Source organism: Rhizobium sp. SG_E_25_P2 (assembly GCF_029892285.1).
Taxonomy (GTDB): Bacteria; Pseudomonadota; Alphaproteobacteria; order Rhizobiales; family Rhizobiaceae; genus Rhizobium_E.
In genome coordinates this window covers 19,314-44,745 of record NZ_JARXVM010000028.1, presented here as the reverse complement: position 1 = coordinate 44,745, position 25,432 = coordinate 19,314, and the positions used below count along the sequence as shown (strand labels likewise).

Here is a 25,432-nt window from a genome sequence, read left to right as displayed (position 1 = left end):
CCATGCCGGATGGCGTTTCAGGGATCGAGGTTCGTTGAGGCGACGTCACGGGCGGAGGATGGCCAGGCGTTCTGGCCGGGCTGTGATTTCTGGCTTCGGCAAGGCCTCGACCGCCTCCAGCCCCCAGGTTTCGCGGAGAAGGAACAGCGGCCGGCCCTTCACCTCGATGAAGATGCGGGCGACATATTCGCCGACCACGCCGAGTCCGATCAGCACGATGCCGTTGAAGAACAGGATGAAACTGGCAAGCGAGGCATAACCCGGCACATCGACCCGAGAAACAGCACGCGACCGATCAGATAGGCGCCATAGACGAAGCCGGTGAGGGCGCAGGCAAGCCCGATATAGCTCCAGAGCTTCAGGGGCACGCTGGAAAAGGAGACGATGCCTTCCAGCCCGAGGCGCCAAAGCGCCAAGGGCTTCCATTTCGAACTGCCGGCGGCGCGGGCGGGCCTGACATAATCGATAATTGTCTGGCGAAAGCCGAGCCAGGCGAACAGGCCTTTCATGAAGCGGGCGCGTTCCGGCAGCGCGCATAGTGCGTCGATTACCCGGCGGTCCATCAACCTGAAATCGCCGGCGTCGGCGGGAATGTCGATATCGCTCAGCCGACCGATGGTCTTGTAGAACAGGCTTGATGTCCAGCGCTTCATGGCTGTGTCGGCGCTGCGATCGGCCCGGCGGGCGATGACGACGTCGAAGCCTTCGCGCCATTTCTCGACCATGACCGGGATCAGCCCCGGCGGGTCCTGCAGGTCGACATCCATGGGGATGACGGCGCGGCCGCTCGAGAAGGCGAGGGCGGCTGACAGCGCCGCCTCCTTGCCGAAATTGCGCGAGAGATCGACGATCTTGATGCGGGGATCGCGCGAGCGGGCGAGGGTGAGAATAGCGAGGGTCGCGTCGCGGCTGCCGTCATTGACGAAGACGATTTCGAAATCGGCGGTGACGCTTTCGAGGATGGGGGTCACGGTTTCGAGGAAGAGGACCAGCATGTCCTCTTCGTTATAGACCGGCACGGCGATGCTGAGTTCGACCGTCATAGTCCCTCCGAGGTCGCGGGCGATCAGACGGTTGTAGCGCCGAGGCCCTAAGCTTCGGTAAATCAGGCTTGCCCGTCGCGCCCGGCGGAGCGGATGGCTGTCGAGCTCAGACGCGAGCGCGGGCCGTGGATGAAGGTCCAGGCCGGGGCGGGGAGAGAGCCGAGCGCGCCCGCGTCATGTTCGTCGAGACGTGCATAGTCGAAGGTCTTGGCCATCACGGAGGAGAGAAAGGCCAGCGTCGCGCCGGGCCGGTCGATGACGGCGATGGGGAAGGTCATGGCGATCTTGCGCCAGTTCTGCCAGCGGTGAAAATCGCGCAGGTTGTCGGCGCCCATGATCCAGATGAAGCGAACGGCGGGATTGCGCGCTTTCACCCGAGCGAGAACCTCGGCGGTGTAGGTCGAATTCAGGCTCTTCTCGAAAGCGGTGACGCGGATGCGCGGATCATGCGCCATCGCCTCCGACAAGGCCAAACGTTCGGCAAGCGGCGCGAGCACACGGCGGGATTTGAGCGGATTGCCGGGGGTGACCATCCACCAGAGCTGGTCGAGCCCGAGCCGGCGGAGCGCGATATCGGCCACCAGCTGGTGCCCCTGATGCGGCGGATTGAAGGATCCGCCGAACAGGCCGACCAGCATGCCGGGCTCGACATGCGGCATGATCAGATGACGCCGTCCGATCCCCCCTGCATCCACCGGCGTCAGGGCCTGATCTGGCCGCTGCCGCGGACGCGATATTTGAACGATGTCAATTGCTCGACGCCAACAGGGCCCCGCGCATGCATCTTGCCGGTGGCGATGCCGATTTCCGCGCCCATGCCGAACTCCCCGCCATCGGCGAATTGCGTCGAGGCGTTGTGCAGCAGGATGGCGGAATCGATCTCGTTGAAGAAACGGGCGACGGCGCCTGCGTCTTCCGAGATGATCGCTTCGGTGTGGTGCGAGGAATAGCGGTTGATATGGTCGATTGCGCCACTGACGCCGTCGACCACGGCGACCGAAATAATCGCGTCGAGATATTCGGTCGACCAGTCCTCGTCGGTCGCCGGCTTGAAGGCCGGAAACACCTTGAGCACGGTGGCCGAAGCGCGGATCTCGCAGCCGGCATGGGTGAGCGCTTCGAGGATAGGCATCAGATGGGTGCCAAGGGCTGCGCTGTCGACCAGAAGTGTCTCGGCCGAGCCGCAGACGCCGGTGCGGCGGAGTTTGGAATTGATGACCAGGTTCTTGGCCATCTCCACGTCCGAGGAGGCGTCGACATAGATGTGGTTGACGCCTTCGAGATGGGCGAAGACCGGCACGCGGGCTTCAGACTGGACGCGGGCGACCAGAGATTTGCCGCCGCGCGGCACGATCACGTCGATCGCGCCATTCAGTCCCGACAGCATCTCGCCGACAGCGGCGCGGTCGGCGATGGGCACATACTGGATCGCATGCTCGGGCAGGCCGGCGGATTTCAATCCCTCGACCAGGCAGGCATGGATCGCCGACGACGAATGAATGGAGTCCGAGCCGCCGCGCAGGATCACGGCGTTGCCGGCCTTCAGGCACAGCGCGCCGGCGTCGGCGGTCACATTGGGACGGCTTTCATAGATCACGCCGATGACGCCGAGCGGCGTCCGCACGCGTTCGATATGCAACCCGTTCGGCCGGTCCCATTCCGCGATGACGTCGCCGACGGGATCGGGGAGCGCTGCGATTTCGCGGATGCCCTGGGCGATGGCGTCAATGCGACCGTCGTTCAGCAGCAACCGGTCGACAAAGGAGTCGGCCATGCCATTGGCTTGGGCGGCCTCGAGATCCAGCGCGTTGGCGGCGAGAATGTCCGCCTTGCGGGCGAGGATCGTGTCGGCCATGGCGAGAAGGGCGGCGTTCTTGGCTGGCGTCGGGACGATTGACAGTGGCTGGCTGGCGGCGCGGGCGCGGGCGCCGATCTCCAGCATCAGTGTCTTGATATCGTCCTTGGCCATGTCAAGCATCGATCTTGTCCTTCGTCTTGCTCCGGGTTTGGCGGGCGGCCGTCATCACCATGTCGTCGCGATGGACCATGGCGGCGCGGCCGGAATAGCCGAGAATCTCGGCGATCTCTGCGGATTTCTTGCCGGCGATCTGCCGGGCTTCCTGGGCGTCGTAGCCGGCGAGGCCGCGGGCGATCTCGCGGCCATCGAGCGACAGGATCGCCACCGTGTCGCCGCGCGAGAAATCGCCGTCGATGTCGCGGACGCCGGCGGGCAACAGGCTCTTGCCGGTGTGCAGCGCGCGCTCCGCGCCGTCGTCGATGGCAATGCGGCCGGCTGGCAGCAATTGCCCGGCGATCCAGGTCTTGCGGGCGGTGACCGGCTCGGGCGAGGGGGCAAACCAGCTGTGGCGCACACCCTTGGCGATCGAGGCCAGCGGATTATAGACCTTGCCCGAAGCGATGATCATCGCGCAGCCCGCCGATGTGGCGATCTTGCCGGCGTCGATCTTGGTGCGCATGCCGCCGCGCGACAGTTCGGAAGCCGCCCCGCCCGCCATGGCTTCGATCTCCGGGGTGATGGCCGGAATGACGTCGAGGAAACGCGCCTCGGGATCGAGATGCGGCGGCGCCGTATAGAGACCGTCGATGTCGGACAGCAGCACCAGCATGTCGGCGCCGACCATGGTGGCGACGCGGGCGGCGAGCCGGTCATTGTCGCCATAGCGGATTTCGCTGGTGGCGACCGTATCATTCTCGTTGATGACAGGAATGGCCTTCAGCTTCATCAGCTGGGAAATCGTGGCGCGGGCGTTGAGATAGCGACGGCGCTCCTCGGTGTCCCCCAGCGTCAGCAGGATCTGGCCGGCGACGATGTCGTGACGCGACAGGCTTTCGGACCAGGCGCGGGCCAGCGAAATCTGGCCGACGGCGGCGGCGGCCTGGCTCTCCTCGAGCTTCAGCGCGCCCGAGGGCAGATCGAGCACTGTGCGGCCCATGGCGATGGCGCCGGAGGACACCACCAGCACTTCAACGCCTTTGGCGGCGAGCTGGGCGATGTCGTCGCACATCGCTTCAAGCCAGGCCTTTTTCAGGCCCGTCTTGCGATCCACCAGCAGCGCGGAGCCGATCTTGATGACGATGCGGCGGCAGTCTTCGAGCTTGAGGCGCTCATTCGTCGTCATAGTCGTCAAAGTCCTCGTCGTCTTCATCGGCCAAAGGCGCCATCTTTTCCTTGCGCTTCCAGTCGATGGCGCTTTCGGCCTTGGGCAAATTAGGATCTTCGGCCTTGCTGGTCTCGATGATGCGGGCAAGCTCGCGCAACACTTCCGGCATGCCTTTGCCACTGACGGCGGAAATGGCGAAGGGAGTCTGGCCGCAAGCGCGCTTCAGCGAGGCCTTCTTCTTCTTCAGTTCTTCAGCGTCGACAGTATCGATCTGCGACAGCGCGACGATTTCGTGCTTTTCAGCCAGCCCCGCGCCATAGGCGTCAAGCTCGGCCTTGACGGTCTTATAGGCCTTGCCGGCGTTTTCTTCCTGGGCGGAGACGAGATGGAGCAACACGCGGGTGCGCTCGACATGGCCGAGGAAGCGGTCGCCGAGGCCAATGCCCTCATGCGCGCCTTCGATCAGGCCGGGAATGTCGGCCAGCACATATTCCTTGCCGTCCACCGTTGCGACGCCGAGATTGGGATGCAGCGTGGTGAACGGATAATTGGCGATCTTCGGCCGGGCGCGGGTGCAGGTCGCCAGGAAGGTCGACTTGCCGGCGTTCGGCAGGCCGACGAGACCGGCGTCGGCGATTAGCTTCAGACGCAGCCAGAGCGTCTTTTCCTCGCCGGCCTGGCCGGGATTGGCCCAGTCGGGCGCCTGATTGGTGGAGCTTTTGAAATAGGCGTTGCCGAAGCCGCCATTGCCGCCCTTGGCGAGGCGGAATTTCTGGCCGACCTCGGTCAGGTCGCAGATCAGCGTCTCGCCGTCTTCCTCAAAGACCTGCGTGCCCGCCGGAACCTTGATCGTGACGCTCGAGCCTTTGGCCCCGTGGCGATTGCGGCCCATGCCGTGCACGCCGGTCTCGGCCTTGAAATGCTGCTGGTAGCGATAGTCGATCAGCGTGTTGAGACCGTTGACGGTCTCGATCCAGATATCGCCGCCGCGACCGCCGTCGCCGCCGTCAGGTCCGCCGAATTCGATGAATTTCTCGCGCCGAAAGGACACGGAGCCGCCGCCGCCGTCGCCGGCTCGGACATAGATTTTGCACTGGTCGAGAAACTTCATCTTTTTGCCGTTCTTCTTGTCTCGGGCTTGCTCTCTGGCCGCCGCGCGTGTTCGATATAGCGGCTAAGCCGGAAAGGTCAAAGAATATCATGAAAGTCGTCAGCTTTAACATCCAATATGGTTTCGGTCTCGACGGCGTTTGCGACCTCGATCGCATCGCCGATGTCGTGCGCGGCGCCGACATCATCGGCTTTCAGGAAGTGACGCGGAACCTTCCCAAAAACGCCTTTCTCGACATGCCGGCGCGGCTGGCCGAATTGCTCCCGGATTTTCACCAGGCCTTCGGCCCCGGCGCCGATATCGATTACCGACCTGCCAAAGCCGGCATGGGCCATGCGGGGCGGCTGCAATTCGGCAATATGGTGCTGTCGCGCTATCCGATCCTGTCGCTGCGCAATCTGCTTTTGCCGCGCAGCCGCACCTATGGCGAACTCAACCTGCAGCGCGCGGCGCTGGAAGCCCTGATCGACGCGCCCGAGGGGCCGGTGCGGGTCTATTCCACCCATCTCGACCATCGCGACCCGGATGAGCGCATCGGCCAGATCGCCTATCTCAAGGACCGGGCGGTTCTCTATGGCGTCGAAGGGGGCGGGGTGACCGGCGGCGGCGAATTCGGCTTTCCGGATCTGCCGCATACCGACGATTACCTGATCATGGGCGACTTCAATATGATGCCGGAAACGCCTGAATATATCGCCATGGCGGGGCGCGTCGATCCCTATTACGGGCGCACGCCGCGGGCCACAATGCCGGTGGACGCGCTGGCCTATCTCGGCGGGCGGCAGGCTGGCGATTTTTCCTGGGAGGAGCCGGGCAAGCCCGAAGTGAGGCAATATCTCGATTATATCTTCGCGAGCGCTACGCTGACGTCCCGTCTCAGGCGCGGCTGGACGGACATGGACTGCATCGCCTCCGACCATAAGCCGGTCTGGCTGGAACTCGGCTGAGTCGTGGTGGTGGATCGCGGTGGTTCTAAATTACAATAGTCTCTATAAACTAAAGATTGCGCGCGCAATGCGGGTGTGAATTTCATTGGATGAATAATAGTTGCTATAATTCATAAAATTTTAGCTATCCTCGCCAATCTTTATTCGGGAAGTGGAGAGGGACATGCAACTTAAAACTATCGCCGCCATTTTGCTGATGACGACCGCCGCCGCCCATGCGGAGCCGCCAAAACCGGACGCCAAAGCCCTCATCTCACCTGATGTGATCAAGGAGGTGCATGGCTGGCTGCAGACCGAAATCGTTCAACTGTCGGTGAAGGCGCGCAACAAGAATTGGAATGATCTCGATCAGGCTCGGATCGATGATCTGGACAAGGCCTGGCGCGCCGAAAGAGAAAAGGACGATCAGCCGCTGATTGCTGCAACCATGTCCAGTCCGCTGTCAATCTATCTGAGCCGAATCCAGGGGCGGTCGCTTGGCGTCTATGCGGAAATTTTCGTGATGGACGAACACGGCCTGAATGTGGGGCAAAGTTCGATTACCAGCGATTTCTGGCAGGGCGACGAGGACAAGTTTCAGAAGACCTATGACGTCGGCAATGAGGCGCTGTTCATTGACGAGCCTGAATGGGACGACGAAGTCAAGATCTGGCGCAGCCAGGCCAGCATGACGCTGACGGACAAGAATGGCGGCGGCAAAATCGGCGCCGTCACCGTTGAGTTCAATCTGACAGAATTGGCGAGACGGCGAGAAGCCGGCGGCTGACTGAAACCCGGGAAATTTACAACGCCTTCAAAACGCGGCCTATCTGGGGTTCCCAGCAAGCCTGGAGATATATCATGTTGAGCAATCTTTCCGTCAGCAAAAAGGGCTTGATCGCCTTCGCTGTGTTGGCGATCATCTCGATCGGCGTCTGTGTGTTTATCTTCGAGCGGGTGCAGATGGTCGCCACGCTTGCCGAAAACGACAAGGCGCTGATGAAGCTGGTCAGCCGGACCGACGACCTCGGCGCCGACGTGACCGAGGCAGGCCTCGCGCTCAAGAATTTCCTGCTGACCGGCGACCGGACCTATGTCGAGGAAGTGCAGGGCATGTTGAGCCATCTCGACGGCGACGTCGAGATTCTCCGCGGCATGATCACCACGCTGACGCCCGGCGATCTTCCCAAATTCGAGCAGGCGGCCAGCGGAATCCACCGGTGGGAGATGGATTTCGTGCTGAAGCAGATCCACTATATGCGCTCAACCGAAAGCGTCGATCTCGCCCGCGCCGTGGAACTGTCGGGAGAGAGCGCGGAACTGCTCAAGATGTTTGTCAAGACCATGACGGCGCTGTCGAAATCGATCAGGGCTCAGTCCGCCGAGGCGGCGCTTGCTCAGCAGGAGGCGTTGACCGATGTCCGCCATATCAGCCTGTCCGCAGCGGTGGTGGTGGCGTTGCTGTCGGCTGGACTCACCCTGTTGAACCACCGGCTGGTGTCGCGTCCGTTGCAAAGGCTGTCTGTGGCCACCGAAGCTTTGGCCGCAGGCCGCACCGAAGTGGATATTCCCGCCGGCGGGGGCGATGAAATTGGCCGCATGGCGCGGGCCATGCAGATCTTCCGTGAGGCGGCGCTCACCAACAAAAGGCTGCAGGCCGAAGCGGAAGGCAACCGGCTGAAAGCGGAAGAAGCCCAGCGTCTCGCCCGGCTCCAGGCGGAAGAGCAGGCCAATGAACGGTTGCGGCAGGCGACATCCGGCCTGGCGGAGGGATTGAAGCGCCTGTCGCAGGGCGACCTCACCGTCGAGCTGAACGACGCTTTCGATGAGAATTTCGAGGGCCTTCGCAAGGACTTCAACAGTTCGGTCGCGCAACTGGCGGCCGCGCTCAGCTCGGTGGCCGAGAGCACCGCCACCATGGATGTCGGAACCCGCGAAATCGCCGAGGGCGCCGACGATCTCGCGCGCCGCACCGAGCGGCAGGCGGCGGCGCTCGAACAGACGGCGGCGGCGATCGAGGAGATCACCGCCAATGTCGCCAACTCCTCCAAGCGCACCCAGGAGGCGCGGGGCGTGGCCTCGCGCGCCAATCAGTCCGCCGAACAATCTTCCGAAGTGGTGGGGCATGCCGAGGAGGCGATGCGCAAGATCGAGTCCTCGTCGCAGCAGATCTCCAACATTATCGGCGTCATCGACGAAATCGCCTTCCAGACCAATCTGCTGGCGCTGAACGCCGGCGTCGAGGCGGCGCGGGCAGGGGAGGCCGGCAAAGGCTTTGCCGTCGTGGCGCAGGAAGTGCGCGAACTGGCGCAGCGCTCGGCCAACGCCGCCAAGGAAATCAAGCAATTGATCCAGAATTCCAGCGCGGAAGTGGCCAATGGCGTCGATCTCGTGCGTCAGGCCAGCGAGGCGCTGCGGACGATCGGCGGCTTCATCGTCGAGATGAATGCGCATATGGATGTGATTGCGGTCTCGACCAAGGAACAATCGAGCGGGCTGGTCGAGGTCAACAAGGCGGTCAATTCCATGGATCACACCACGCAACAGAATGCGGCGCTGGTGGAGCAATCGAACGCCGCGTCCTCGGCGCTCGCCATGGAGGCGGCTAAGTTGAAGGCGCTGGTGGAGCGGTTCACATTCGCCCAAGCAAGGGGACAGAGTGGGGCGGCGAGGCAGGCGCGCCGAGCGGCGTAATCACCGCTTCGCTTGATAAAAAGGCCCGGGCGCTGAGCGCGCCCGGGCCTTTCTTTTTCAGTGCGGCATATAACCGCCGAAGGTGACCTCGGTCAGGATGGTTCTGACCATGGCCGAGCGTCCTTCCGAATAGAGATCGGACACGCCTGTCACGTCGAAGCCCAGTTTGCCCTGGATCCTCAGCGAGGCCGGATTGTCGGCCATCGCCTGGGAATAGAGCGTCTCGCCCATATGGGCGGCGAAGAAGCGGGCGAGAACGGCGTTGACCGCTTCCGTCATCAGGCCGCGGCCCCAGCACTCTTCGGCCAGCCAGTAGCCGAGATGCCAGCCCTTGCGGCCCGCCGTCTCCGTCCACTCGATCGAGACGACGCCGATCAGCCTGTCATCGACATTGCCATTGGCGGCCTGCGCGCCCGGCGACAGGATGGCGCCGATTCCGCCTCTCGTGACGGCGAAGCTCCAGCCGCCCTTCGGCCCCGCCGCCAGCCAGTCCTCGGCGTCCTCCAGGTGATAGGGCTGGGGAACGCGGGCCAGCATCTTGGCGACGCGGTAATTGTCGAGGCCCGCCCGGATAGCCGGCGCGTCGGACGCGTTGAGCGGGCGAAGCGTCAGCCGTCCCGTGCGGATCAGCGGCTGTTGGCCGAGATCGGGGCAGGCGGGGTTGGTGCGCGGCGGCAGGGGACGGGTGCCCAGCAGGAGATCATGGACGAGCGCGTTCATCTCGCCCCTCCCCAATGTCTGAGCGAATCCCAGGTCTTGCGATCCAGCCGGAACCATTCCACCGAAACCCGGCCGCCGAGCGCCAGCGAAGAGGCCATGCCCGTGCCCTGGAACTGGAAGCCGCATTTCTGCAGCACGCGCCGCGAGGCGGTGTTCATCACCAGGCAGCGACCATCGATATAGTCTGCGCCGAAGGTGTGGAAGCCGTGGTCGATCAGGGTCTGCGCGGCTTCCGTCGCCAGGCCCCGGTTCCAATAGGGCTCGCCGAGCCAGTAGCCGATCTCCAGACCTCGGCCGCCATCGGTCTGCTCCAGCGCGCAGCCGCCAAGCAGGGTTCGGGTGTCGGTTCGGGTGACGACATACACGCATTTGCCCATCTCGCCGGAGGCAACACGGGCGATAAAATTCGCGGCGTCGGCCACCGTATAGGGATGCGGCATGCGGGAGAGTTTGGCGGCGACGTTGATGTTGTTGGCGAGATGGGCAATTGCGTGGGCGTCGGCCGTTTCGGGCGCGCGGAGCGTCAGGCGCTCGCTTTGCAATTGCGGACTTAACAACTCCTGCGGCAAGGGCCGCGCGTCGCTGGGAAAGCCACTTTGGCTTTCCTTCAGGATTGGACTTTGCATGACAACCTCCTTGGTCAAATGCGAAAAGGGAAGATGGATTTCCCCATCTTCCCTTTTGAACCCTGGAGGTTTTGCAACCTGAAGCGTCAGCCGGGCCGATGAGGCGCCGGCTGTTTAAAGAGCTCCGGCTTACTCTGCTGCGGCCGCGGTTTTCGGCATGACGGATACGTAGACGCGGCCATTGGCCTTCGTACGGTAGTCCACATTGCCTTCCACGAGCGCGAAAATGGTATGATCCTTGCCGAGGCCGACATTGGCGCCCGGATGCCACTGCGTGCCGCGCTGGCGCAGGATGATGTTGCCCGGAATGACGACTTCGCCGCCGAACTTCTTGACGCCGAGGCGCTTGGAATTGGAATCGCGGCCGTTACGCGAGGAGCCGCCAGCTTTTTTGTGTGCCATAGTAGTTCTCCTTGGTCCTCTTTAACCCGATCAAGCCGCGATTGCGACGATGCGCACTTTGGTGAAGGCCTGGCGATGGCCCTTCTTGCGCTTGGAATTCTGGCGGCGGCGCTTCACGAAAGCAATGGTCTTGCGCGAACGGCCCTGCTCGACGATTTCCGCGGTCACGACCGCGCCTTCGACAAAGGGAGCGCCGATCTTGGCGCCGGCGCCTTCGCCGACCACGAGGACTTCCGTAAATTCGATCTGAGCGCCGGCTTCGCCTTCGAGCTTTTCGACGGCGATGACGTCATTGGCGGAAACCTGGTACTGTTTACCGCCGGTCTTGATGACTGCGAACATTATTTTTCCTTTCATGTTCTTTGTACGCGCCTCGGGAAAAGTTCTTTCGAACGCCGCCCGTGCGGTCTTTTTGTCAGTCGGTTGCGTGTGGCGGAAATCCGCCGGTGTTCGGCCGCCTTTCGGAAAAGCCTATTTCAGGCCGAGGATAGAGCTATCCGCAGCATTCATGGCTTGCGTGTACGCGAGGGCCTCCGGACTGTCAAGGCAAGGCGCGGGGACAAAAGCGAAAAAGGCCTATTTTCTCTCTTGCGCGTCCCAATCTTCCTCGCTATATCCCGCCCACGCTTCGCCCCTGAGCCCTCGACCAGCTCTCCACCCGGGCGACTGCGGACTGCGGAGAGGTGGTAGAGTGGTCGATTGCACCGCACTCGAAATGCGGAGTACCTTTACGGGTACCGTGGGTTCGAATCCCACCCTCTCCGCCATTTCAATCTCTCCTCCTCGTTGCCCCTCATGCTTTTCACCGGCTGTGACACCCGCTTGCATTTTTCGCCGTGATTGCCGGCGCCGTTCATTCCGCGTGTTGCGTCGGCCCCGGCAGGGTTTATGATCTGTTCATCCAGAGGGCGGGGAATCGGCGGCGTGCAGGTTTTGGTTGAGGCGTTTATCAAGCGGTGGCAGGGGCAGGAAGGCGGGCAGGAGCGGGCGAATTATGCGCTGTTTCTGACCGAGCTTTGCGATATTCTGGGTCTGCCGCATCCCGATCCCGCGTCGGCGGCGCATGCCAGCAATGACTATGTGTTCGAACGGGCGGTGATGGAGACGGCGCGGGATGGGGCGGCGTCGGCCAAGCGCATCGATCTCTACAAGCGCGACTGTTTCGTGCTGGAGGCCAAGCAGAGCCGGCTTTCGGGCGACAAGAAGCTCGCGAATGCGCCGCAGCTTTCGGGGGCCGCCGTTTCGCAGGACGCGGCCTCGCGCGGAAAGCGCGCCGGCGCCAATCGCTCCTGGGACGTGCTGATGATGAACGCCCGCGCCCAGGCCGAGAATTATGTGCGGCTGTTGCCCGCTGCGCATGAGCCGCCGCCTTTCGTGCTGGTCTGCGATGTCGGCCACGCCATCGAGGTCTACGCCAATTTCCGCCGCGACGGAAAGGCCTATGACCAGTTTCCCGATCGCCGCTCCTTCCGCATCTATCTCGAAGACCTGCGCGATGAGGCGGTGCGCGCCCGGCTGAAAGCCATCTGGCTCGACCCGATCTCGCTTGACCCTTCCCGCCATGCCGCGAAGGTGACGCGGGAGATCGCCGCCCGCATCGCAAAGGTCAGCCAGGCGCTGGAAAAGCAGGGCCACGCCACCGAAGAGGTGGCGATGTTTCTGATGCGGGTGCTGTTCACCATGTTCGCCGAGGATGTCGAACTGCTGCCCAAGGACAGTTTCAAGACGTTGCTGGAAGATTGCGCCAGGAAGCCGGCGATCTTTCCGGGCATGATGGAAGAGCTGTGGAAGGCCATGGACGAGGGCGCCTTCTCCGCCACGATCCGCGACAAGGTCAAGAAATTCAACGGCGAATTCTTCAGGAGGCGCCGGGCGCTGCCGCTTGCGCAAGAAGAGATCAGTGAATTGGCCGCCGCCGCCCGCCATGACTGGAAGGATGTCGAGCCGGCGATCTTCGGCACTTTCCTCGAACAGGCGCTCGATCCCGACGACCGGCGCAAACTGGGCGCGCATTACACGCCGCGCGCCTATGTCGAGCGGCTGGTGATCGCAACCGTCATCGATCCGCTCAGGGCGGAATGGGACAATGCCCGCTCCACCGCCGATCGGCAGAAGGCCGAGGGCAAGGCGGATGCGGCGATCAAGACCGTGCAGGCGTTTCACGATCGGCTCTGCGACATCCGGGTGCTCGACCCCGCCTGCGGCACCGGCAATTTTCTCTATGTGTCGCTCGAACTGATGAAACGGCTGGAAGGCGAGGTGCTGGAAGCGCTCAACGATCTCGGCGGCCAGGAAGGGCTGGCGCTCGAAAGCCATACGGTCGATCCTCACCAGTTTCTCGGCCTCGAGGTCAATCCGCGCGCTGCGGCCATTGCCGAACTGGTGCTGTGGATCGGCCATCTGCAATGGCATTACCGCAATCGCGGCGTCGCCCCGTCCGAGCCGATCCTGAAGGCGTTCAAGAATATCCAGACCATGGACGCGGTGTTGACCTGGGACGGCTATCCCCTGCCGAAAGTGGTCGAGGGGCGGGAAACCTATCCCAATCCGCGCCGGCCGGATTGGCCCAAGGCGGATTACATCGTCGGCAATCCGCCTTTCGTGGGCGGCAAGGATATCCGCGCCCGCATGGGCTCTGGCTATGCCGAAGCGCTGTGGAAGGCGCATCAGCATATGAATGAGAGCGCCGATTTCGTGATGTATTGGTGGGATCGCTCCGCCGAGATCCTGCTCAAAGCCAAGAGCCCGCTCAAACGCTTCGGCTTCGTGACCACCAATTCCATCAGCCAGGTGTTTCAGCGCCGGGTGATGGAGCCCTATCTTGCCGCCAAGAAGCCGCTGTCGCTGGTGATGGCGATTGCCGATCATCCCTGGACCAAATTGACCCGCGACAGCGCCGCCGTGCGCATCGCAATGACGGTGGCGGAAGCCGGCAAGAAGGATGGGCGGTTGCTGGAGGTGACGGCGGAAGAGGCGGTTGAGACCGACAGTCCGGTGATCCTGTTTGCGGATAAGCAGGGCAAGATCAATGCGGATTTGACGGTTGGGGTGGATGTGGCTTCGGCTATTGCCCTAAAGGCGAATGAAGGGCTGTCGTCGCGGGGGATGTCACTCCATGGCTCAGGCTTCATTGTCACGCCTGAGGAAGCTCAACATTTGGGCCTGGGGCTCATGGCAGGCCTGGAGCAACATATCCGCGTCTACCGAAACGGTCGGGATTTGACCGATCGACCGCGCGGCGTGATGGTCATCGACCTGTTCGGGCTGACGGCGGAAAACGTGCGGACGCGATTTCCGGCTGTCTATCAGCATGTAATGGCAACTGTGAAGCCGGACCGTGATGGCAATAATCGCGCCACCTATCGTGACAACTGGTGGACGTTCGGGGAACCGCGCCGAGACTTAAGGCCTGCTCTTGCCAATCTTCCTCGCTACATTGCAACCGTCGAGACCGCCAAGCATCGCGTGTTTCAGTTTCTCGACGCCTCGATTCTGCCCGACAACAAGTTAGTCGCAATCGCCTTGAGCGATGCATATAATCTTGGCGTCCTTTCATCATGCCTCCATGTAGCCTGGGCAATGCGAGCCGGCAGTTGGCTCGGCGTCGGAAATGACTCCGTCTACGTCAAATCCCGCACTTTCGACCCCTTCCCATTCCCCGACGCCACCGACGCCCAAAAGGCCGCCATCGGCGCGATCGCCGAGGAGCTGGACGCCCATCGCAAGCGGGTGCTGGCGGCGCATGCGCATCTGACGCTGACCGGGCTCTATAATGTGCTGGAGCGGCTGAAGGCGGGCGCGCATCCCGACGCGTTGACCGACAAGGAGCGCTGCATCTTTGACGACGGGCTGGTGCTGATCCTGAAAGAATTACACGAGAAGCTCGATCTCGCGGTGGCCGAGGCCTATGGCTGGCCCGCGGATCTGCCGGAAGAGGACCTTCTCGCCCGGCTGGTGGCGCTCAACAAGGAGCGGGCCAAAGAGGAAAAGCGTGGCCATGTGCGCTGGCTGCGGCCGGATTACCAGATCCCGCGCTTCGGCTCGGAGAAGGAAAAGCACGAGCAGCTGGAAGTCGATCTCGGCGAGGCCAGTCTGGCCGAGATCTCAGGCCCCAAGCCCGCTTTCCCTAGCGACGAACGCGACCAGACCCCGGCGGTGCTGCATCAGCTGATGGCGGCGGATTCATTTATCGACGCCGAGACGATCGCGTCGGCCTTCAAGCAGGGCCGCAAATGCGTGGGCCCGGTTCAGGCGGTGCTCGCAGCTCTTTATCGCATGGGGCTGGTTTCCACCTCCGACGGCAAACACTACGCCTTCCGCCGCGCGGCGTGAGCGCGGCGACTTGGCAAGTCATGCCTCGTTCAGCCATGTTTTGATGGCGGGGATGACAGTCCGGGTCGAACGCGGCAACTGCAGGAGCCGCGCAGGCTTTGGCCGCGCACAAAAACGCCCCGCCATCGCTGGCGGGGCGTCGTGTGCGGGGGAGGGCGGCTCAGAGGTCGAAATAATCGGCCTTGAGATCCACCTGTCCGCTGAGATGCAGGGCGAAATCGCGTTTGCCGTCGCCGTCGGTGTCGCCGAACAGATAGGTGTCGCCGCCATTTCTGGCGGTGCGGAGTTCGCCGGCATGGCCGGAAAAGGCGTCCGAACCGATAAACTTGAACGTCTGGTCGCCCTTGCGGTTGCTGTTGGCGTCGATGGCGCTGAGATCGATGATGTCGCCGGCCGAGCCGGAGAAATCGTAGATCACGTCGGCTGCGGCCAGCCCGGTGGACATGTCGCCGCTCGCGAAGACGAAGACATCGGCGCCCTGGCCGCCGGAGAGCTGGTCATGGCCCGCGCCGCCGGTCAGGTTGTCCGCGCCGGCGCCGCCGATCAGGAAGTCGCGGCCTGCGCCGCCCGTGAGCGTGTCGACGCCCTTTTCGCCTTCGATGATGTCATTGCCGCCATTGCCGGTGACGATGTCGTCGCCCGCGCCGGCCAGGAGATGGTTGGCCCTGTCGCTGCCGGTCAGCGTGTTGACGGCGGCGTTGCCGTAGCCGGTCACGGCCGAGCCGGTGAGGATGAGATCGGCGGCGCCCTTGGCCAGCTTGAAATCATCGACCGAGGTCGAGATGGTCTCGACGGTTGCGCCATTGGTCAGCGCCACGGAACCGCCCGTCACCACGATGCTGACGCCTGCGTCGCTGTCGCTCACGTCGACCGCGTCGAGCGTGAGCACGCCTGAGGAAACGGCAAGCACGCTGGCGGTCGAACTGCCGGTGAGCACCACATCGGCGGCGTCGGCGCCCGAGATGGTCACATCGCTGGCGATTGCCACGGCCTCCGTCTCGACCGTCACCGTCGAGGCGGCGAGTGCGGCGGCGAAGCGGACGGAATCGCCCTCCGGCCGCTTGGCGAAGGCTTCGCGCAGGGTCAGCGAGTAGTCGTCGGCATCGGTCGTGTCGGCGTCGGTGTTGACCGACCATGTATGGGTGAGCGCGGCGTCGCCCTGGTCGCTGTCGTCGAGCACATAGGTAAAGAGGCGGGTATAGGCGTCGCCTTCATTGTCGCCTTCGGGATCGATGATCAGTTCGACGGTGATCTCGACATTGCCGTCTTCATTGGTGCGGACTTCGAGGCCTTCGGTTTCGGTGCGTCCGCCCGATGGCGTGGGCAGCTGGAACAGTTCTTCGACATGGCCGGTGGAGAGGTCGAGGCTGTAGACCGAGCGGGTGGAATCATGGGCCGCCATATACATCATGCCGTCGAGAACTTTTGCGCCCTGGATGTTCTTCAGGCTCTTGTCCATCTGCAGCGTGCCGGTGAAGCTCCAGTCGTCGAGATCATAGACATTGATCGTGTCGCCCGACTGCCATTCCTTGCCATAGCCGACACCGGCCTCGCCATCGACCGCCACCCAGCTGGCGACATCGTCATGTTCATTGGTGGGATCGCCAACCAGTTCATAGAGTTCGCCGGTATAGCTGAGGTCTGAGGCGTTGAGCACCGCGACATGGCCGTTCTGGTAATCGCCTGCCTCGCTGTCGAGCGAGATGTAGACGCGGCCGTCATAGTAATCGATATCGCCGATATGATCGAAGCCCATCGCGGCCAGTTCGGTCGGGATGCCGGTTGAGATGTCGAAGTTGGAAAGATCGATCGAGCCGGTGGTCTGCAGGAAATTGAAGTCGGCGTCGAGCCGCGCCATTCCGTATTGCCAGGATGAAATCCACTCGTTGGAATCGTCGTTCCAGACCAGGCCTTGCGTGAAGCGCAGGCCCGACAGGTTCGCATCGAGATAATCGTAATCGGCTTTGCTCGCCAATCGCCAGGTTTGGGTCTCAGACATGGATCGCTCCGTCAAATCAAAAAACAAATGGTTGGTCCCGCCCGTCATGGGCGGCGATACCGGCAGCCGATGCGCAGATCAGCCTGATGATCGCGGCGCCTCGACTTTGGGAAAATTCGGTCGCAGCCCCGACATGGGCAGGTGGTAATGGGTGGAAATGACAGAGGAATGACATTATTCGTATTATTCATACGAATAGAAAATGACAGACCGGACGCCTGTCTTCGCCCGACCGAAGCAAAACCGTCATCTTGGGTCGCTAAAGCGGGCGACCATTTGTCATGTTCAGGAAAACGATGATGCTTCCGATCTCGACGCTCGCTCACTATCCCAGTCTCGCCGGACGCTCCGTCTTCGTCACCGGCGGCGGCAGCGGTATTGGCGAGAGCCTAGTGCGCCGCTTCTGCCAGCAAGGGGCGCGCGTGGCCTTTGTCGATATTGCCGAAGCGCCGTCGCGGGCGCTTGTCGCCGGGCTGGCGGCTGAAGGTCTGCCCGCGCCGCTTTTCATCCCTTGCGATCTCCGGGATATCGAGGCGCTGCGCGCGGCGATCGCAGACGCCGCCCGCGCCCATGGGCCGATTACCGTGTTGTGCAACAATGCCGGCAATGACGACCGGCATCAGACCGAAGACGTCAGCGTCGCCTATTGGGACGACCGCATGGCGGTGAATTTCCGTCACCAGTTCTTTGCCGCCCAAGCCGTGGCCCCGATGATGGCTGAGGCTGGCGGCGGCTCGATCATCAATCTCGGCTCGATCACCTGGATGGTCGGCGATCCCGATTGTCCGGCCTATGTGGCGGCAAAAGCCGGGATTTACGGGCTGACCCGGGCGCTGGCCCGTGAATTCGGGCCACGGCGCATCCGCGTCAACTGTCTCGTCCCCGGCTGGGTGATGACTGAACGGCAGAAGAGCCTGTGGCTGACGCCGGAAGGCGAGCAGCAGATCGAGATGCGGCAATGCCTGCCGGACCGGCTTGAAAGCGATGACATCGCCAGCATGGCGCTGTTTCTCGCCGCCGATGACAGCCGCATGTGCACAAGCCAGCAATTCATCGTCGATGGCGGCTGGGTGTGACGATCCATTGCTTGACGAGTTTGCCGCCTATTGTTCATATCGTATGAAGAATCGGATGAAGGCGGTGACATGCGCTATCAGAATACCCGTATGAACGGATCGGCGGTCGCCAGCCTGCACTCCAAGGTGCTGGAGCAGATCGGCCGCGCCATCGTGCGCGGCGAGCTTGCGCCCGGCGATCCCATGCCCAATGCCGATGATTGGGGCGCGGCCCATGGCGTCAGCCGCACGGTGATGCGCGAGGTGATGAAAGTGTTGGCGGGCAAGGGCATGGTGGAATCCAGGCCCAAGATCGGCACCCGCATCCGCGACCGCAGTGAATGGAATTTCCTCGATCCCGACGTGCTCGCCTGGCGGTATGGCTCAACCTCGTCGCATGAAGATGCGCGCGCGCTGTTCGAGCTCCGCCGCGGCATCGAACCGCTTGCTGCGGCGCTGGCGGCCAGGCGACGGACGCCCGACGACATCGCAAGGCTCTACACGCTTTATGAGCGCATGGAGCAGGCCGCCGACGACAATGATCGTTTCACCGATGCGGACCTCGCCTTTCACCAGGCGATTTTGCGCATGACCGGCAATGAACTGGTCGGATCACTGGCGGCGCTGACAGAAACGGCGATGGTGATCAGCTTTCGCCTGTCCGACGACAATCCGTTCGGCCAGAGGCCGTCGCTTCCGCTGCACAAGCGCGTCTGCGATTGCATCGCCGCGCGCGACGAAGATGGCGCGCGCGCGGCGATCACGGAATTGCTCGATCTGGCCGAAGAGGATGTGCGCCGCTCGCTCGCGGCGAGGGGCGGCGGCGAATCCCGAGTTTGATGTCGTAAACCTCACGCCGCCTGCGCTGCGCCTGCTACTTTCTCGCCGAAACTGGTGAAAAACTGTGACGCCAGTTTCTTGGCGGTGGAATCGATCAGCCGCGCGCCGAGCTGGGCGATCTTGCCGCCGACATCGGCTTTCACCGTGTAGCTCAGAAGCGTGGTACCGTCGGCTTGCGCGGTCAGCGTCACATCCGCGCCGCCCTTGGCGAAGCCCACCATGCCGCCCTTGCCTTCGCCCGAGATGGTGTAGGAATAAGGCGGGTTGAGGTTGGAAAGCTGCACCGCGCCTTCGAACCGCGCCTTCACCGGGCCGATCTTCAGCACCACGGTGGCGCTCATCTCGGTGTCGGAGCTTTTTTCCAGCGCCTCGCAGCCTGGAATGCATTGGCGGAGGATGTCGGGATCGTTGAGCCCCTGCCAGACCGTGTCCACGGGCGCTGCGATGATTTCGCTGCCGTTCATATCCATTGTCTATTCCTCCCTGTTGGCGTCTTGTGAGTGACTGTCGAGTTCCGCCCGCTGGCGGCCGCGCCTGATCGCGACGATTTCAGCGAGAATGGAGAGCGCGATTTCATCGGGCGCGATGGCGCCGATATCGAGCCCGGCGGGGGCTTTGACGCCGCCCAGCCGCCGGGCCCGCTCCTCGTTCATTCCTGGATAAGCCTGACGGATCGCCTCCGTCAGTGTTGCGAATTTCCGGCGGCTGCCGACGAAGCCGCAATAGTCGGTCTCCATGCCAAGCGCCGCTTCCAATGCCGCGCGGTCGCCGCGGCCTTGCGTCGACACCACCACGTAACGCCTGCTCTGTTCGGGCGGGGGAGGGGTAAAGCCATCGGTCACGCGGTCGGCGTCGGGGATCGATGTGAGGTCGGCATGCGGTGCTGCGAGATCGACATGATAGCCGAACTGGCGGCCGAGCGCTGACAGCGCCAAGGCCACCGGGCTCGCGCCGAGGATGACCAGCGCCGGTTTGGGCAGCACCGGCTCGATGAAAATATCCATCGATCCCTTGCTCGGACAGCCATTGACGAAGAAGGTCGCGCCATCACGCTCCTGCCCGCCCTTCAGGCCCTGATCAGCGAGCAGATCCTCGGGCTGGATGGAGACGAGCCGCGGCTGGCCATCGGCCAGCGCCTGCCGCGCCGCCTTGAGCACGGCGGCGCGGGCGCAACCGCCGCCGATCCAGCCGGCGACGATGGTGCCATCCGGGCGGATCACCCCCTTGGCCCCGGCCTTGGCCGCGGTGACGGAGACGGTGCGCACCACGGTCGCCACCGCAAAGCTCTCCTCGGCGGCCTTCAGTTTCGACATGATGTCCATGACGTCGACGTGAACGGTCATCTGTTTGTCCTCACAGGCGGGCGAGATAGGGTTCAAGATCGGCGAGCGAGGCCAGCGTATTGGCCGGCGCATGCAGCTGGACGTAAGGCAGCGCGGCGCGAATGCCGGCGGCGCGAGGCTCGTAGCCGTCCCAGCCCAGCATCGGATTGAGCCAGACGATGCGGCGGCAACGGCGCGAAAGCTGCGCCATCTCCCGGCCGAGCGCTGTGGCGTCGCCGGTCTCGTAGCCGTCGGAGACGATCATCACGCAGGTGCGGGAATGGATGACGCGGGCTGCATGCCAGCGATTGAACGTGGCGAGGCTTTCGGCGATGCGCGTGCCGCCGCCCGCCCCGCGCGCCATCAGACCAAGACGATCAAGCGCGCGGGCGGGATTGCGCTCGCGCATCGCCGAGGAGACATGGGCGAGACGGGTGTCGAACAGAAAGGCTTCGGCTTCGCGGAATTCATCGAGCACGCCATGGATGAAGCGCAGGAAAACGCCGGTATAGGCCTGCATGGAAGCGGACGCGTCGAGCAGCAGCACGAGACGGAGCGGCTTGACCTTGCGCCGGCGCCAGACGAGATCGAGTGCGGCGCCACCATGGCTGATATTGGCGTGGATGGTGCGGCGGAGATCGATCCGCCTGCCTTTGGCCCGCATCTCGTCGCGCCGCGTCAGCCGCGTGCGCATCACGCGGGCGAGACGGGCGGCGATGGCATGGGCGCGGGCGATGTCGTCGGGATCGGAGAGTTTTCTGAAATCGGTCCGGTCGAGCGTCTCGATTGCAGACGCGCCCTCCATGCGGCCGGTTGCGCCGTCTTCCGTCTCTGTTTCGCCCGATGCAGGGACCTGATCGGCGCCGCCCGCCTGCGAAGCGCTTGCGGCGCGGTCTGCCAGCGATTTCATCGCCGGATTGGCCTGGGGGCCATTGCTTGCGGAAACGAGGCTCCGGCGCTTGACCCGCTTGCCCAGCCAGAAGGCGTCGAACAGACCGTCGAAACGCTGCCATTCCTCGCGCCGGCTGGTCAGAAGATGTTTAAGCGCTGATCGGAATTGCCCGGGCGCAGCCGCGAAGCCTTTCGCCATCAACAGCGCCGCATCCTGCGCTTCCCTGAGGCCGATCGCAAAGGCGTTGTCGCGCAGGGTCGCGAGGAAGGCTGCGAGGCGCTCGGCGATCACCTGGTCGACATGATCGGATTCCTCTGAGGTCAGGGGCGTTCCGCAACAGCTCATGCGACCCTCCCGAGCAGACGCGCGGTGACTTCGGGCGAGATCCGCGCCCGGTCCTCGCGGGTTTTGAGCAGGCAGAGCAGCGTTTCATGGACGATCTCGGGATTGTCGCCGAGGGTTTCGACGCCGAGGCCTGAAAGCGCCACGGCCCAATCCAGCGTTTCTGCGACGCCGGGCACCTTGCGCAGATCCTCCTTGCGGAGCGCCTCGACCATGCGAGCGATGGCAAGCGCCAGCGAAGCGCCGGCGGACTTCACCCGGGCGAGGATGATCCGCGCCTCGCGATCGACATCGGGATAATCGACATAGTGATAGAGACAGCGGCGGCGCAGCGCATCCGAGAGTTCGCGCGTGCCATTGGAGGTGAGCACCACGAGCGGGACGGACGTAGCCCTGATCGTGCCGAGCTCGGGGATCGTCACCTGATAATCGGAGAGCAGTTCCAGCAGGAAGGCCTCGAATTCCTCATCGGCCCGGTCGATCTCGTCGATCAGCAGCACCGGCGGCGAGGCCCTGCGGATGGCCTTCAGCAGCGGCCGTTCCAACAGATATTTTTCGGAAAACACATCGTCGGCGAGCGCATCGACATCGCGGCCGCGACCGGCCTCGATGGCCAGCAACTGACGTTGATAGTTCCATTCATAGAGTGCGGCGGACTGATCGAGCCCCTCATAGCATTGCAGCCGGATGAGTTCCGCGCCGTGGACCTGGGCGAGCGCGGTCGCGACCGACGTCTTGCCGACGCCGGCATCGCCTTCGAGCAGCAAGGGACGCCCCAGCATCTGCATCAGCTGGATGGCGGTGGTCAGCTCAGTGTCGGGGATGTAGCCGGCGGCGGCGAGGCGCGAGGCGATGTCGGGGCGGGGGATGGGGGTCATGACGCAAACCAGGGCGATAAAACCCCCTCTGGCCTGCCGGCCATCTCCCCCACAAGGGGGGAGAGACCCTGCAGCTGCGTCTTTCCCGCCAATGACTGACACTGGCGAGCCCGGCTTAGCCCCTCCCCCTTGTGGGGAGGGGTTGGGGAGGGGTTCTTTTCCAACCGGCCCCCGATGATCTTGACGGACCGCCAAGTCATGGCCGCGCTCTACGCCGCTACGCCGAGATCGCGGGCGGCCTTCCAGTTGCGCCAGTGGTCATGCGGCATCTGGATATGGGTCGCGCCGAGGAAGGCGAAGGCGTCGTTGACGGCGTTGGAGAAGGCCGGCACGCCGCCGACATTCGGGCTTTCGCCGACGCCCTTGGCGCCGATCGGGTGATGCGGCGACGGCGTGACGGTGAAATCCGTTTCCCAATGCGGGGTTTCGACGGCTGTGGGGATGAAGAAGTCCATGAAGGACCCGCCCATCACATTGCCCATCTCGTCGTAGCGGATCTCCTGGCCCATGGCGATGGCGAAAGCTTCCGTGAGGCCGCCATGCACCTGGCCCTCGATGATCATCGGGTTGATGCGGGTGCCGCAGTCATCCAGCGCGTAGAAGCGCCTGACCTTGTAGACGCCGGTGTCGACATCGATGTCCATCACGCAGAAATAGGCGCCGAAGGGATAGGTCATATTGGGCGGATCGTAATAGCTGACCGCCTCCAGGCCCGGCTCCATGCCCGGCGGCACGGAATGATAGGCCGCCCAGCAGATCTCCTTCATCGACTTGAACTTTTCCGGCAGGCCCTTGACCCGGAAGCCGTCAATGTCGAATTCGAGATCGTCCTCATGCACTTCGAGGAGATAGGCGGCGATCATCTGCGCCTTGGCCTTGATCTTGCGGGCCGCCATGGCGATGGCGGCGCCGGCAACCGGCGTCGAGCGCGAGCCATAGGTGCCCAGTCCGTAAGGCGCGGTGTCGGTATTGCCTTCCTCGACCATGATGTCGTCGGCGGGGATGCCGATTTCGGTGGCGATGATTTGCGCCCAGGTCGTCTCGTGCCCCTGGCCCTGGCTTTTGGAGCCCACGCGGGCGATGCCGGCGCCGGTGGGATGCAGGCGGATCTCGCAACTGTCGAACATGGCGATGCCGAGAATGTCGCAATTCTTCGACGGGCCGGCGCCGACGATTTCGGTGAAGAAGGATACGCCGACGCCCATGATCTCGCGCGTCTCGCCGCGCTTGAAGGCCTCGCGTTTCTCCGCCTGTTCACGGCGCAGCCCGGCATAGTCGATGGTCTCCATCGCCTTGGCCATGGCGGTGTGATAGTCGCCGGAGTCATATTCCCAGCCGAGCGCCGAGTGATAGGGGAATTGCTCGGCCTTGATGAAGTTCTTCATCCGGAGTTCGGCCGGGTCCATGCCGAGCTTCTGGGCGAGGATGTCCATGCCGCGCTCGATGCAGTAGGCGGCTTCGGTGACGCGGAAGGAGCAGCGATAGGCCACCCCGCCCGGCGCTTTGTTGGTGTAGACGCCGTCCACCGCAAGATGCGCGACCGGGAAATCATAGGACCCCGTGACGATGTTGAAGAAGCCGGCCGGCCATTTGGACGGATCGGCGCAGGCGTCGAAGGCGCCATGATCGGCCAGCACATGCACCCGCAGCCCGGTGACCTTGCCCTCTTTGGTGGCGGCGATCTCGGTGGTCATGTGATAGTCGCGAGCAAAGGAGGTGGTGGTGAGGTTTTCCATCCGGTCCTCCACCCATTTCACCGGCTTGCCGGTGACGATGGTGGCGACCGCCGCGCAGATGTAGCCGGGATAGGCGCCGACCTTGTTGCCGAAGCCGCCGCCGATATCGGGGGCGATGACATGGATCTTGTGTTCCGGGATCTTGGAAATCAGCGCCACCACGGTGCGGATGACATGCGGCGCCTGGAACGTGCCCCAGATCGTCAGTTCGCCCTTGATCTTGTCGAAGGAACAGACGCATTGGCAGGTTTCGAGCGGCGACGGATGGGTGCGGTGATAGGAGATCATCTCTTTCACCGTCACATCGGCCTTGCGGAAGGCGGCGTCGGTCAGGTCCTTGTCGCCCACCGCCCATTCGAAAATGTGGTTGTGATGCTTGCGGGGGCCATGCGCGCCCACGGTCTTGCCGGCGAGATCCTCGCGCAGCACGACAGCGTCATCCGCCATGGCCTGGAAGGGATCGACCAGCACGTCGAGCGGCTCGTATTCGACCTCGACCGCATTAATGCCGTCATCAGCGGCATAGCGGTCGGTGGCGACCACGAAGGCGACTTCCTGGTTCTGGAACAGCACCTTGCCGTCGGCCAGCACCATCTGCACGTCGCCGGCCAATGTCGGCATCCAGGCGAGGTTGACTGTTTTCAACGTCTCGGCTGTCAGCACCGCCAGCACGCCCGGCACTTTCAGGGCGGCTTCTGTATTGATCGACTTGATGCGGGCATGGGCATGCGGCGAGCGGACGAAATCGCCATGCAGCATGCCGGGCAGCTTCACATCGTCGACATAGTTGCCCTTGCCTTGGGTGAAGCGGATATCCTCGACCCGTTTGCGCTTGCAGCCCATGCCTTCGAGGCGGGCTTCGCGCTGTTCGCGCGTGGGTGTCATGTCGTTCATTCCGCGGCCTCCTGGAAATCGGCGCCGTTCAGCTTGGCGGCGGCGTATTGGATCGCTTTGACGATGTTCTGGTAGCCGGTGCAGCGACAGAGATTGCCTGAAATGCCGAAGCGGATTTCCTCCTCCGTCGGGTTGGGATTTTCCTGCAGCAGCCGGTGAGCGCGCATGATCATGCCGGGCGTGCAGAAGCCGCATTGCAGGCCATGCATCATGCGGAAGCCTTCCTGCAGCGCCGACAGCGTTCCGTCCGGATTGGCCATGCCTTCGATCGTGGTGATGTCGGCGCCATTGGCTTGCACGGCGAAGACGGTGCAGCTTTTGACCGAGCGTCCGTCGATATCGACGGTGCAGGCGCCGCAATGGGACGTTTCGCAGCCGATATGGGCGCCGGTGAGCGACAGCGTCTCACGAATGAAATGGATGAGCAGCATGCGCGGCTCGGCCAATCCCTCGACCTCGTCGCCATTGACGGTCATCTTGATATGGGTTTTCGCCATT

General features: G+C 63.3%; 23 protein-coding genes and 1 tRNA gene. 7 read left to right on the top strand and 17 right to left on the bottom strand.

Annotated features, from left to right (window positions below; all coding sequences use genetic code 11):
• Positions 1-45 precede the first annotated feature (45 nt).
• The 6 genes from M2360_RS25980 to obgE all read right to left on the bottom strand — a co-directional run bounded on the left by M2360_RS25980 (position 46) and on the right by obgE (position 5,276).
• Positions 46-216, bottom strand: a complete 171-nt coding sequence (locus M2360_RS25980; RefSeq protein ID WP_280778294.1) for a hypothetical protein — start codon at positions 214-216, stop codon at positions 46-48.
• Positions 210-1,043 (bottom strand): glycosyltransferase family 2 protein, encoded by an 834-nt coding sequence (locus M2360_RS25975; protein ID WP_280778293.1) that lies wholly within the window; start codon positions 1,041-1,043, stop codon positions 210-212. The genes M2360_RS25980 and M2360_RS25975 overlap by 7 nt, the downstream gene beginning before the upstream one ends.
• Before the next feature lie 62 nt (positions 1,044-1,105).
• Positions 1,106-1,702 (bottom strand): nicotinate-nucleotide adenylyltransferase, encoded by a 597-nt coding sequence (locus tag M2360_RS25970; RefSeq protein WP_280778292.1) that lies wholly within the window; start codon positions 1,700-1,702, stop codon positions 1,106-1,108.
• Between the two features lie 41 nt (positions 1,703-1,743).
• A complete protein-coding gene (locus M2360_RS25965) occupies positions 1,744-3,021 on the bottom strand; it encodes a glutamate-5-semialdehyde dehydrogenase (RefSeq protein ID WP_280778291.1) in 1,278 nt (425 codons plus the stop codon).
• Positions 3,014-4,183 (bottom strand): glutamate 5-kinase, encoded by a 1,170-nt coding sequence (gene proB, locus M2360_RS25960; RefSeq protein WP_280778290.1) that lies wholly within the window; start codon positions 4,181-4,183, stop codon positions 3,014-3,016. Before proB ends, M2360_RS25965 begins: the two co-directional genes overlap by 8 nt.
• Positions 4,170-5,276, bottom strand: a complete 1,107-nt coding sequence (gene obgE, locus M2360_RS25955) for a GTPase ObgE (RefSeq protein ID WP_280778289.1) — start codon at positions 5,274-5,276, stop codon at positions 4,170-4,172. The genes proB and obgE overlap by 14 nt, the downstream gene beginning before the upstream one ends.
• Positions 5,277-5,365: 89 nt before the next feature.
• Between obgE and M2360_RS25950 the strand changes: the two genes are divergently transcribed.
• The 3 genes from M2360_RS25950 to M2360_RS25940 all read left to right on the top strand — a co-directional run bounded on the left by M2360_RS25950 (position 5,366) and on the right by M2360_RS25940 (position 8,896).
• A complete protein-coding gene (locus M2360_RS25950; RefSeq protein ID WP_280778288.1) occupies positions 5,366-6,223 on the top strand; it encodes an endonuclease/exonuclease/phosphatase family protein in 858 nt (285 codons plus the stop codon).
• A gap of 163 nt (positions 6,224-6,386) precedes the next feature.
• The gene (locus tag M2360_RS25945) at positions 6,387-6,989 is read left to right on the top strand and encodes a hypothetical protein (protein WP_280778287.1); all 603 of its coding nucleotides are present in this window, start codon (positions 6,387-6,389) and stop codon (positions 6,987-6,989) included.
• 74 nt (positions 6,990-7,063) lie between these two features.
• Positions 7,064-8,896: a HAMP domain-containing methyl-accepting chemotaxis protein gene (locus tag M2360_RS25940; protein ID WP_280778286.1), complete on the top strand. Its 1,833-nt coding sequence runs from the start codon at positions 7,064-7,066 to the stop codon at positions 8,894-8,896.
• A gap of 57 nt (positions 8,897-8,953) precedes the next feature.
• Here M2360_RS25940 and M2360_RS25935 read toward each other — a convergent pair whose 3' ends face one another.
• From M2360_RS25935 to rplU, 4 genes are all read right to left on the bottom strand, one after another.
• A complete protein-coding gene (locus M2360_RS25935; protein WP_280778285.1) occupies positions 8,954-9,616 on the bottom strand; it encodes a GNAT family N-acetyltransferase in 663 nt (220 codons plus the stop codon).
• The gene (locus M2360_RS25930) at positions 9,613-10,242 is read right to left on the bottom strand and encodes a GNAT family protein (RefSeq protein ID WP_280778284.1); all 630 of its coding nucleotides are present in this window, start codon (positions 10,240-10,242) and stop codon (positions 9,613-9,615) included. Before M2360_RS25930 ends, M2360_RS25935 begins: the two co-directional genes overlap by 4 nt.
• Before the next feature lie 129 nt (positions 10,243-10,371).
• Complete coding sequence (rpmA, locus tag M2360_RS25925; protein ID WP_280778283.1) at positions 10,372-10,644, bottom strand: 50S ribosomal protein L27; 273 nt, start codon at positions 10,642-10,644, stop codon at positions 10,372-10,374.
• 30 nt (positions 10,645-10,674) lie between these two features.
• Positions 10,675-10,986 carry a 50S ribosomal protein L21 gene (gene rplU, locus M2360_RS25920; protein ID WP_280778282.1) on the bottom strand — a complete coding sequence of 104 codons (312 nt, stop codon included), beginning with the start codon at positions 10,984-10,986 and terminating at the stop codon, positions 10,675-10,677.
• 335 nt (positions 10,987-11,321) lie between these two features.
• Here rplU and M2360_RS25915 point away from each other — a divergent pair.
• Both M2360_RS25915 and M2360_RS25910 read left to right on the top strand, forming a co-directional pair.
• A tRNA-Ser gene (locus M2360_RS25915) sits at positions 11,322-11,411 on the top strand.
• A gap of 157 nt (positions 11,412-11,568) precedes the next feature.
• Positions 11,569-14,976 (top strand): DNA methyltransferase, encoded by a 3,408-nt coding sequence (locus tag M2360_RS25910; protein WP_280778281.1) that lies wholly within the window; start codon positions 11,569-11,571, stop codon positions 14,974-14,976.
• A gap of 160 nt (positions 14,977-15,136) precedes the next feature.
• Here M2360_RS25910 and M2360_RS25905 read toward each other — a convergent pair whose 3' ends face one another.
• Entirely contained in the window at positions 15,137-16,975 is a 1,839-nt protein-coding gene (locus M2360_RS25905; RefSeq protein ID WP_280778280.1) for a calcium-binding protein, read from the bottom strand.
• A gap of 296 nt (positions 16,976-17,271) precedes the next feature.
• Between M2360_RS25905 and M2360_RS25900 the strand changes: the two genes are divergently transcribed.
• Both M2360_RS25900 and M2360_RS25895 read left to right on the top strand, forming a co-directional pair.
• A complete protein-coding gene (locus tag M2360_RS25900; RefSeq protein ID WP_280778279.1) occupies positions 17,272-18,051 on the top strand; it encodes an SDR family oxidoreductase in 780 nt (259 codons plus the stop codon).
• 69 nt (positions 18,052-18,120) lie between these two features.
• Positions 18,121-18,870, top strand: a complete 750-nt coding sequence (locus tag M2360_RS25895) for a FadR/GntR family transcriptional regulator (RefSeq protein ID WP_280778278.1) — start codon at positions 18,121-18,123, stop codon at positions 18,868-18,870.
• Positions 18,871-18,881: 11 nt separating this feature from the next.
• On the opposite strand, the gene M2360_RS25890 is transcribed toward M2360_RS25895, so the two are convergent.
• The 6 genes from M2360_RS25890 to M2360_RS25865 form a co-directional block, all read right to left on the bottom strand.
• Positions 18,882-19,340, bottom strand: a complete 459-nt coding sequence (locus M2360_RS25890) for a carbon monoxide dehydrogenase subunit G (RefSeq protein ID WP_280778277.1) — start codon at positions 19,338-19,340, stop codon at positions 18,882-18,884.
• Between the two features lie 3 nt (positions 19,341-19,343).
• The gene (locus M2360_RS25885) at positions 19,344-20,213 is read right to left on the bottom strand and encodes an XdhC family protein (RefSeq protein ID WP_280778276.1); all 870 of its coding nucleotides are present in this window, start codon (positions 20,211-20,213) and stop codon (positions 19,344-19,346) included.
• 10 nt (positions 20,214-20,223) lie between these two features.
• Entirely contained in the window at positions 20,224-21,429 is a 1,206-nt protein-coding gene (locus M2360_RS25880; protein ID WP_280778275.1) for a VWA domain-containing protein, read from the bottom strand.
• Positions 21,426-22,304 (bottom strand): MoxR family ATPase, encoded by an 879-nt coding sequence (locus tag M2360_RS25875; protein ID WP_280778274.1) that lies wholly within the window; start codon positions 22,302-22,304, stop codon positions 21,426-21,428. Before M2360_RS25875 ends, M2360_RS25880 begins: the two co-directional genes overlap by 4 nt.
• Positions 22,305-22,513: 209 nt before the next feature.
• Entirely contained in the window at positions 22,514-24,934 is a 2,421-nt protein-coding gene (locus M2360_RS25870; protein ID WP_280778273.1) for an aerobic carbon-monoxide dehydrogenase large subunit, read from the bottom strand.
• On the bottom strand, positions 24,931-25,431 hold the full coding sequence (locus M2360_RS25865; protein ID WP_280778272.1) for a 2Fe-2S iron-sulfur cluster-binding protein: 501 nt from the start codon (positions 25,429-25,431) through the stop codon (positions 24,931-24,933). The genes M2360_RS25870 and M2360_RS25865 overlap by 4 nt, the downstream gene beginning before the upstream one ends.
• Position 25,432 lies beyond the last annotated feature (1 nt).

What these genes read in the sequence shown, in the direction of transcription:
- M2360_RS25975 (WP_280778293.1), bottom strand. Translation starts at nt 1,043, where the DNA reads ATGACGGTCGAACTCAGCATCGCCGTGCCGGTCTATAACGAAGAGGAC.
- M2360_RS25970 (WP_280778292.1), bottom strand. Translation starts at nt 1,702, where the DNA reads ATGCCGCATGTCGAGCCCGGCATGCTGGTCGGCCTGTTCGGCGGATCC.
- M2360_RS25965 (WP_280778291.1), bottom strand. Translation starts at nt 3,021, where the DNA reads ATGCTTGACATGGCCAAGGACGATATCAAGACACTGATGCTGGAGATC.
- proB (WP_280778290.1), bottom strand. Translation starts at nt 4,183, where the DNA reads ATGACGACGAATGAGCGCCTCAAGCTCGAAGACTGCCGCCGCATCGTC.
- obgE (WP_280778289.1), bottom strand. Translation starts at nt 5,276, where the DNA reads ATGAAGTTTCTCGACCAGTGCAAAATCTATGTCCGAGCCGGCGACGGC.
- M2360_RS25950 (WP_280778288.1), top strand. Translation starts at nt 5,366, where the DNA reads ATGAAAGTCGTCAGCTTTAACATCCAATATGGTTTCGGTCTCGACGGC.
- M2360_RS25945 (WP_280778287.1), top strand. Translation starts at nt 6,387, where the DNA reads ATGCAACTTAAAACTATCGCCGCCATTTTGCTGATGACGACCGCCGCC.
- M2360_RS25940 (WP_280778286.1), top strand. Translation starts at nt 7,064, where the DNA reads ATGTTGAGCAATCTTTCCGTCAGCAAAAAGGGCTTGATCGCCTTCGCT.
- M2360_RS25935 (WP_280778285.1), bottom strand. Translation starts at nt 9,616, where the DNA reads ATGAACGCGCTCGTCCATGATCTCCTGCTGGGCACCCGTCCCCTGCCG.
- M2360_RS25930 (WP_280778284.1), bottom strand. Translation starts at nt 10,242, where the DNA reads ATGCAAAGTCCAATCCTGAAGGAAAGCCAAAGTGGCTTTCCCAGCGAC.
- rpmA (WP_280778283.1), bottom strand. Translation starts at nt 10,644, where the DNA reads ATGGCACACAAAAAAGCTGGCGGCTCCTCGCGTAACGGCCGCGATTCC.
- rplU (WP_280778282.1), bottom strand. Translation starts at nt 10,986, where the DNA reads ATGTTCGCAGTCATCAAGACCGGCGGTAAACAGTACCAGGTTTCCGCC.
- M2360_RS25905 (WP_280778280.1), bottom strand. Translation starts at nt 16,975, where the DNA reads ATGTCTGAGACCCAAACCTGGCGATTGGCGAGCAAAGCCGATTACGAT.
- M2360_RS25900 (WP_280778279.1), top strand. Translation starts at nt 17,272, where the DNA reads ATGATGCTTCCGATCTCGACGCTCGCTCACTATCCCAGTCTCGCCGGA.
- M2360_RS25895 (WP_280778278.1), top strand. Translation starts at nt 18,121, where the DNA reads ATGCGCTATCAGAATACCCGTATGAACGGATCGGCGGTCGCCAGCCTG.
- M2360_RS25890 (WP_280778277.1), bottom strand. Translation starts at nt 19,340, where the DNA reads ATGGATATGAACGGCAGCGAAATCATCGCAGCGCCCGTGGACACGGTC.
- M2360_RS25885 (WP_280778276.1), bottom strand. Translation starts at nt 20,213, where the DNA reads ATGACCGTTCACGTCGACGTCATGGACATCATGTCGAAACTGAAGGCC.
- M2360_RS25880 (WP_280778275.1), bottom strand. Translation starts at nt 21,429, where the DNA reads ATGAGCTGTTGCGGAACGCCCCTGACCTCAGAGGAATCCGATCATGTC.
- M2360_RS25875 (WP_280778274.1), bottom strand. Translation starts at nt 22,304, where the DNA reads ATGACCCCCATCCCCCGCCCCGACATCGCCTCGCGCCTCGCCGCCGCC.
- M2360_RS25870 (WP_280778273.1), bottom strand. Translation starts at nt 24,934, where the DNA reads ATGAACGACATGACACCCACGCGCGAACAGCGCGAAGCCCGCCTCGAA.
- M2360_RS25865 (WP_280778272.1), bottom strand. Translation starts at nt 25,431, where the DNA reads ATGGCGAAAACCCATATCAAGATGACCGTCAATGGCGACGAGGTCGAG.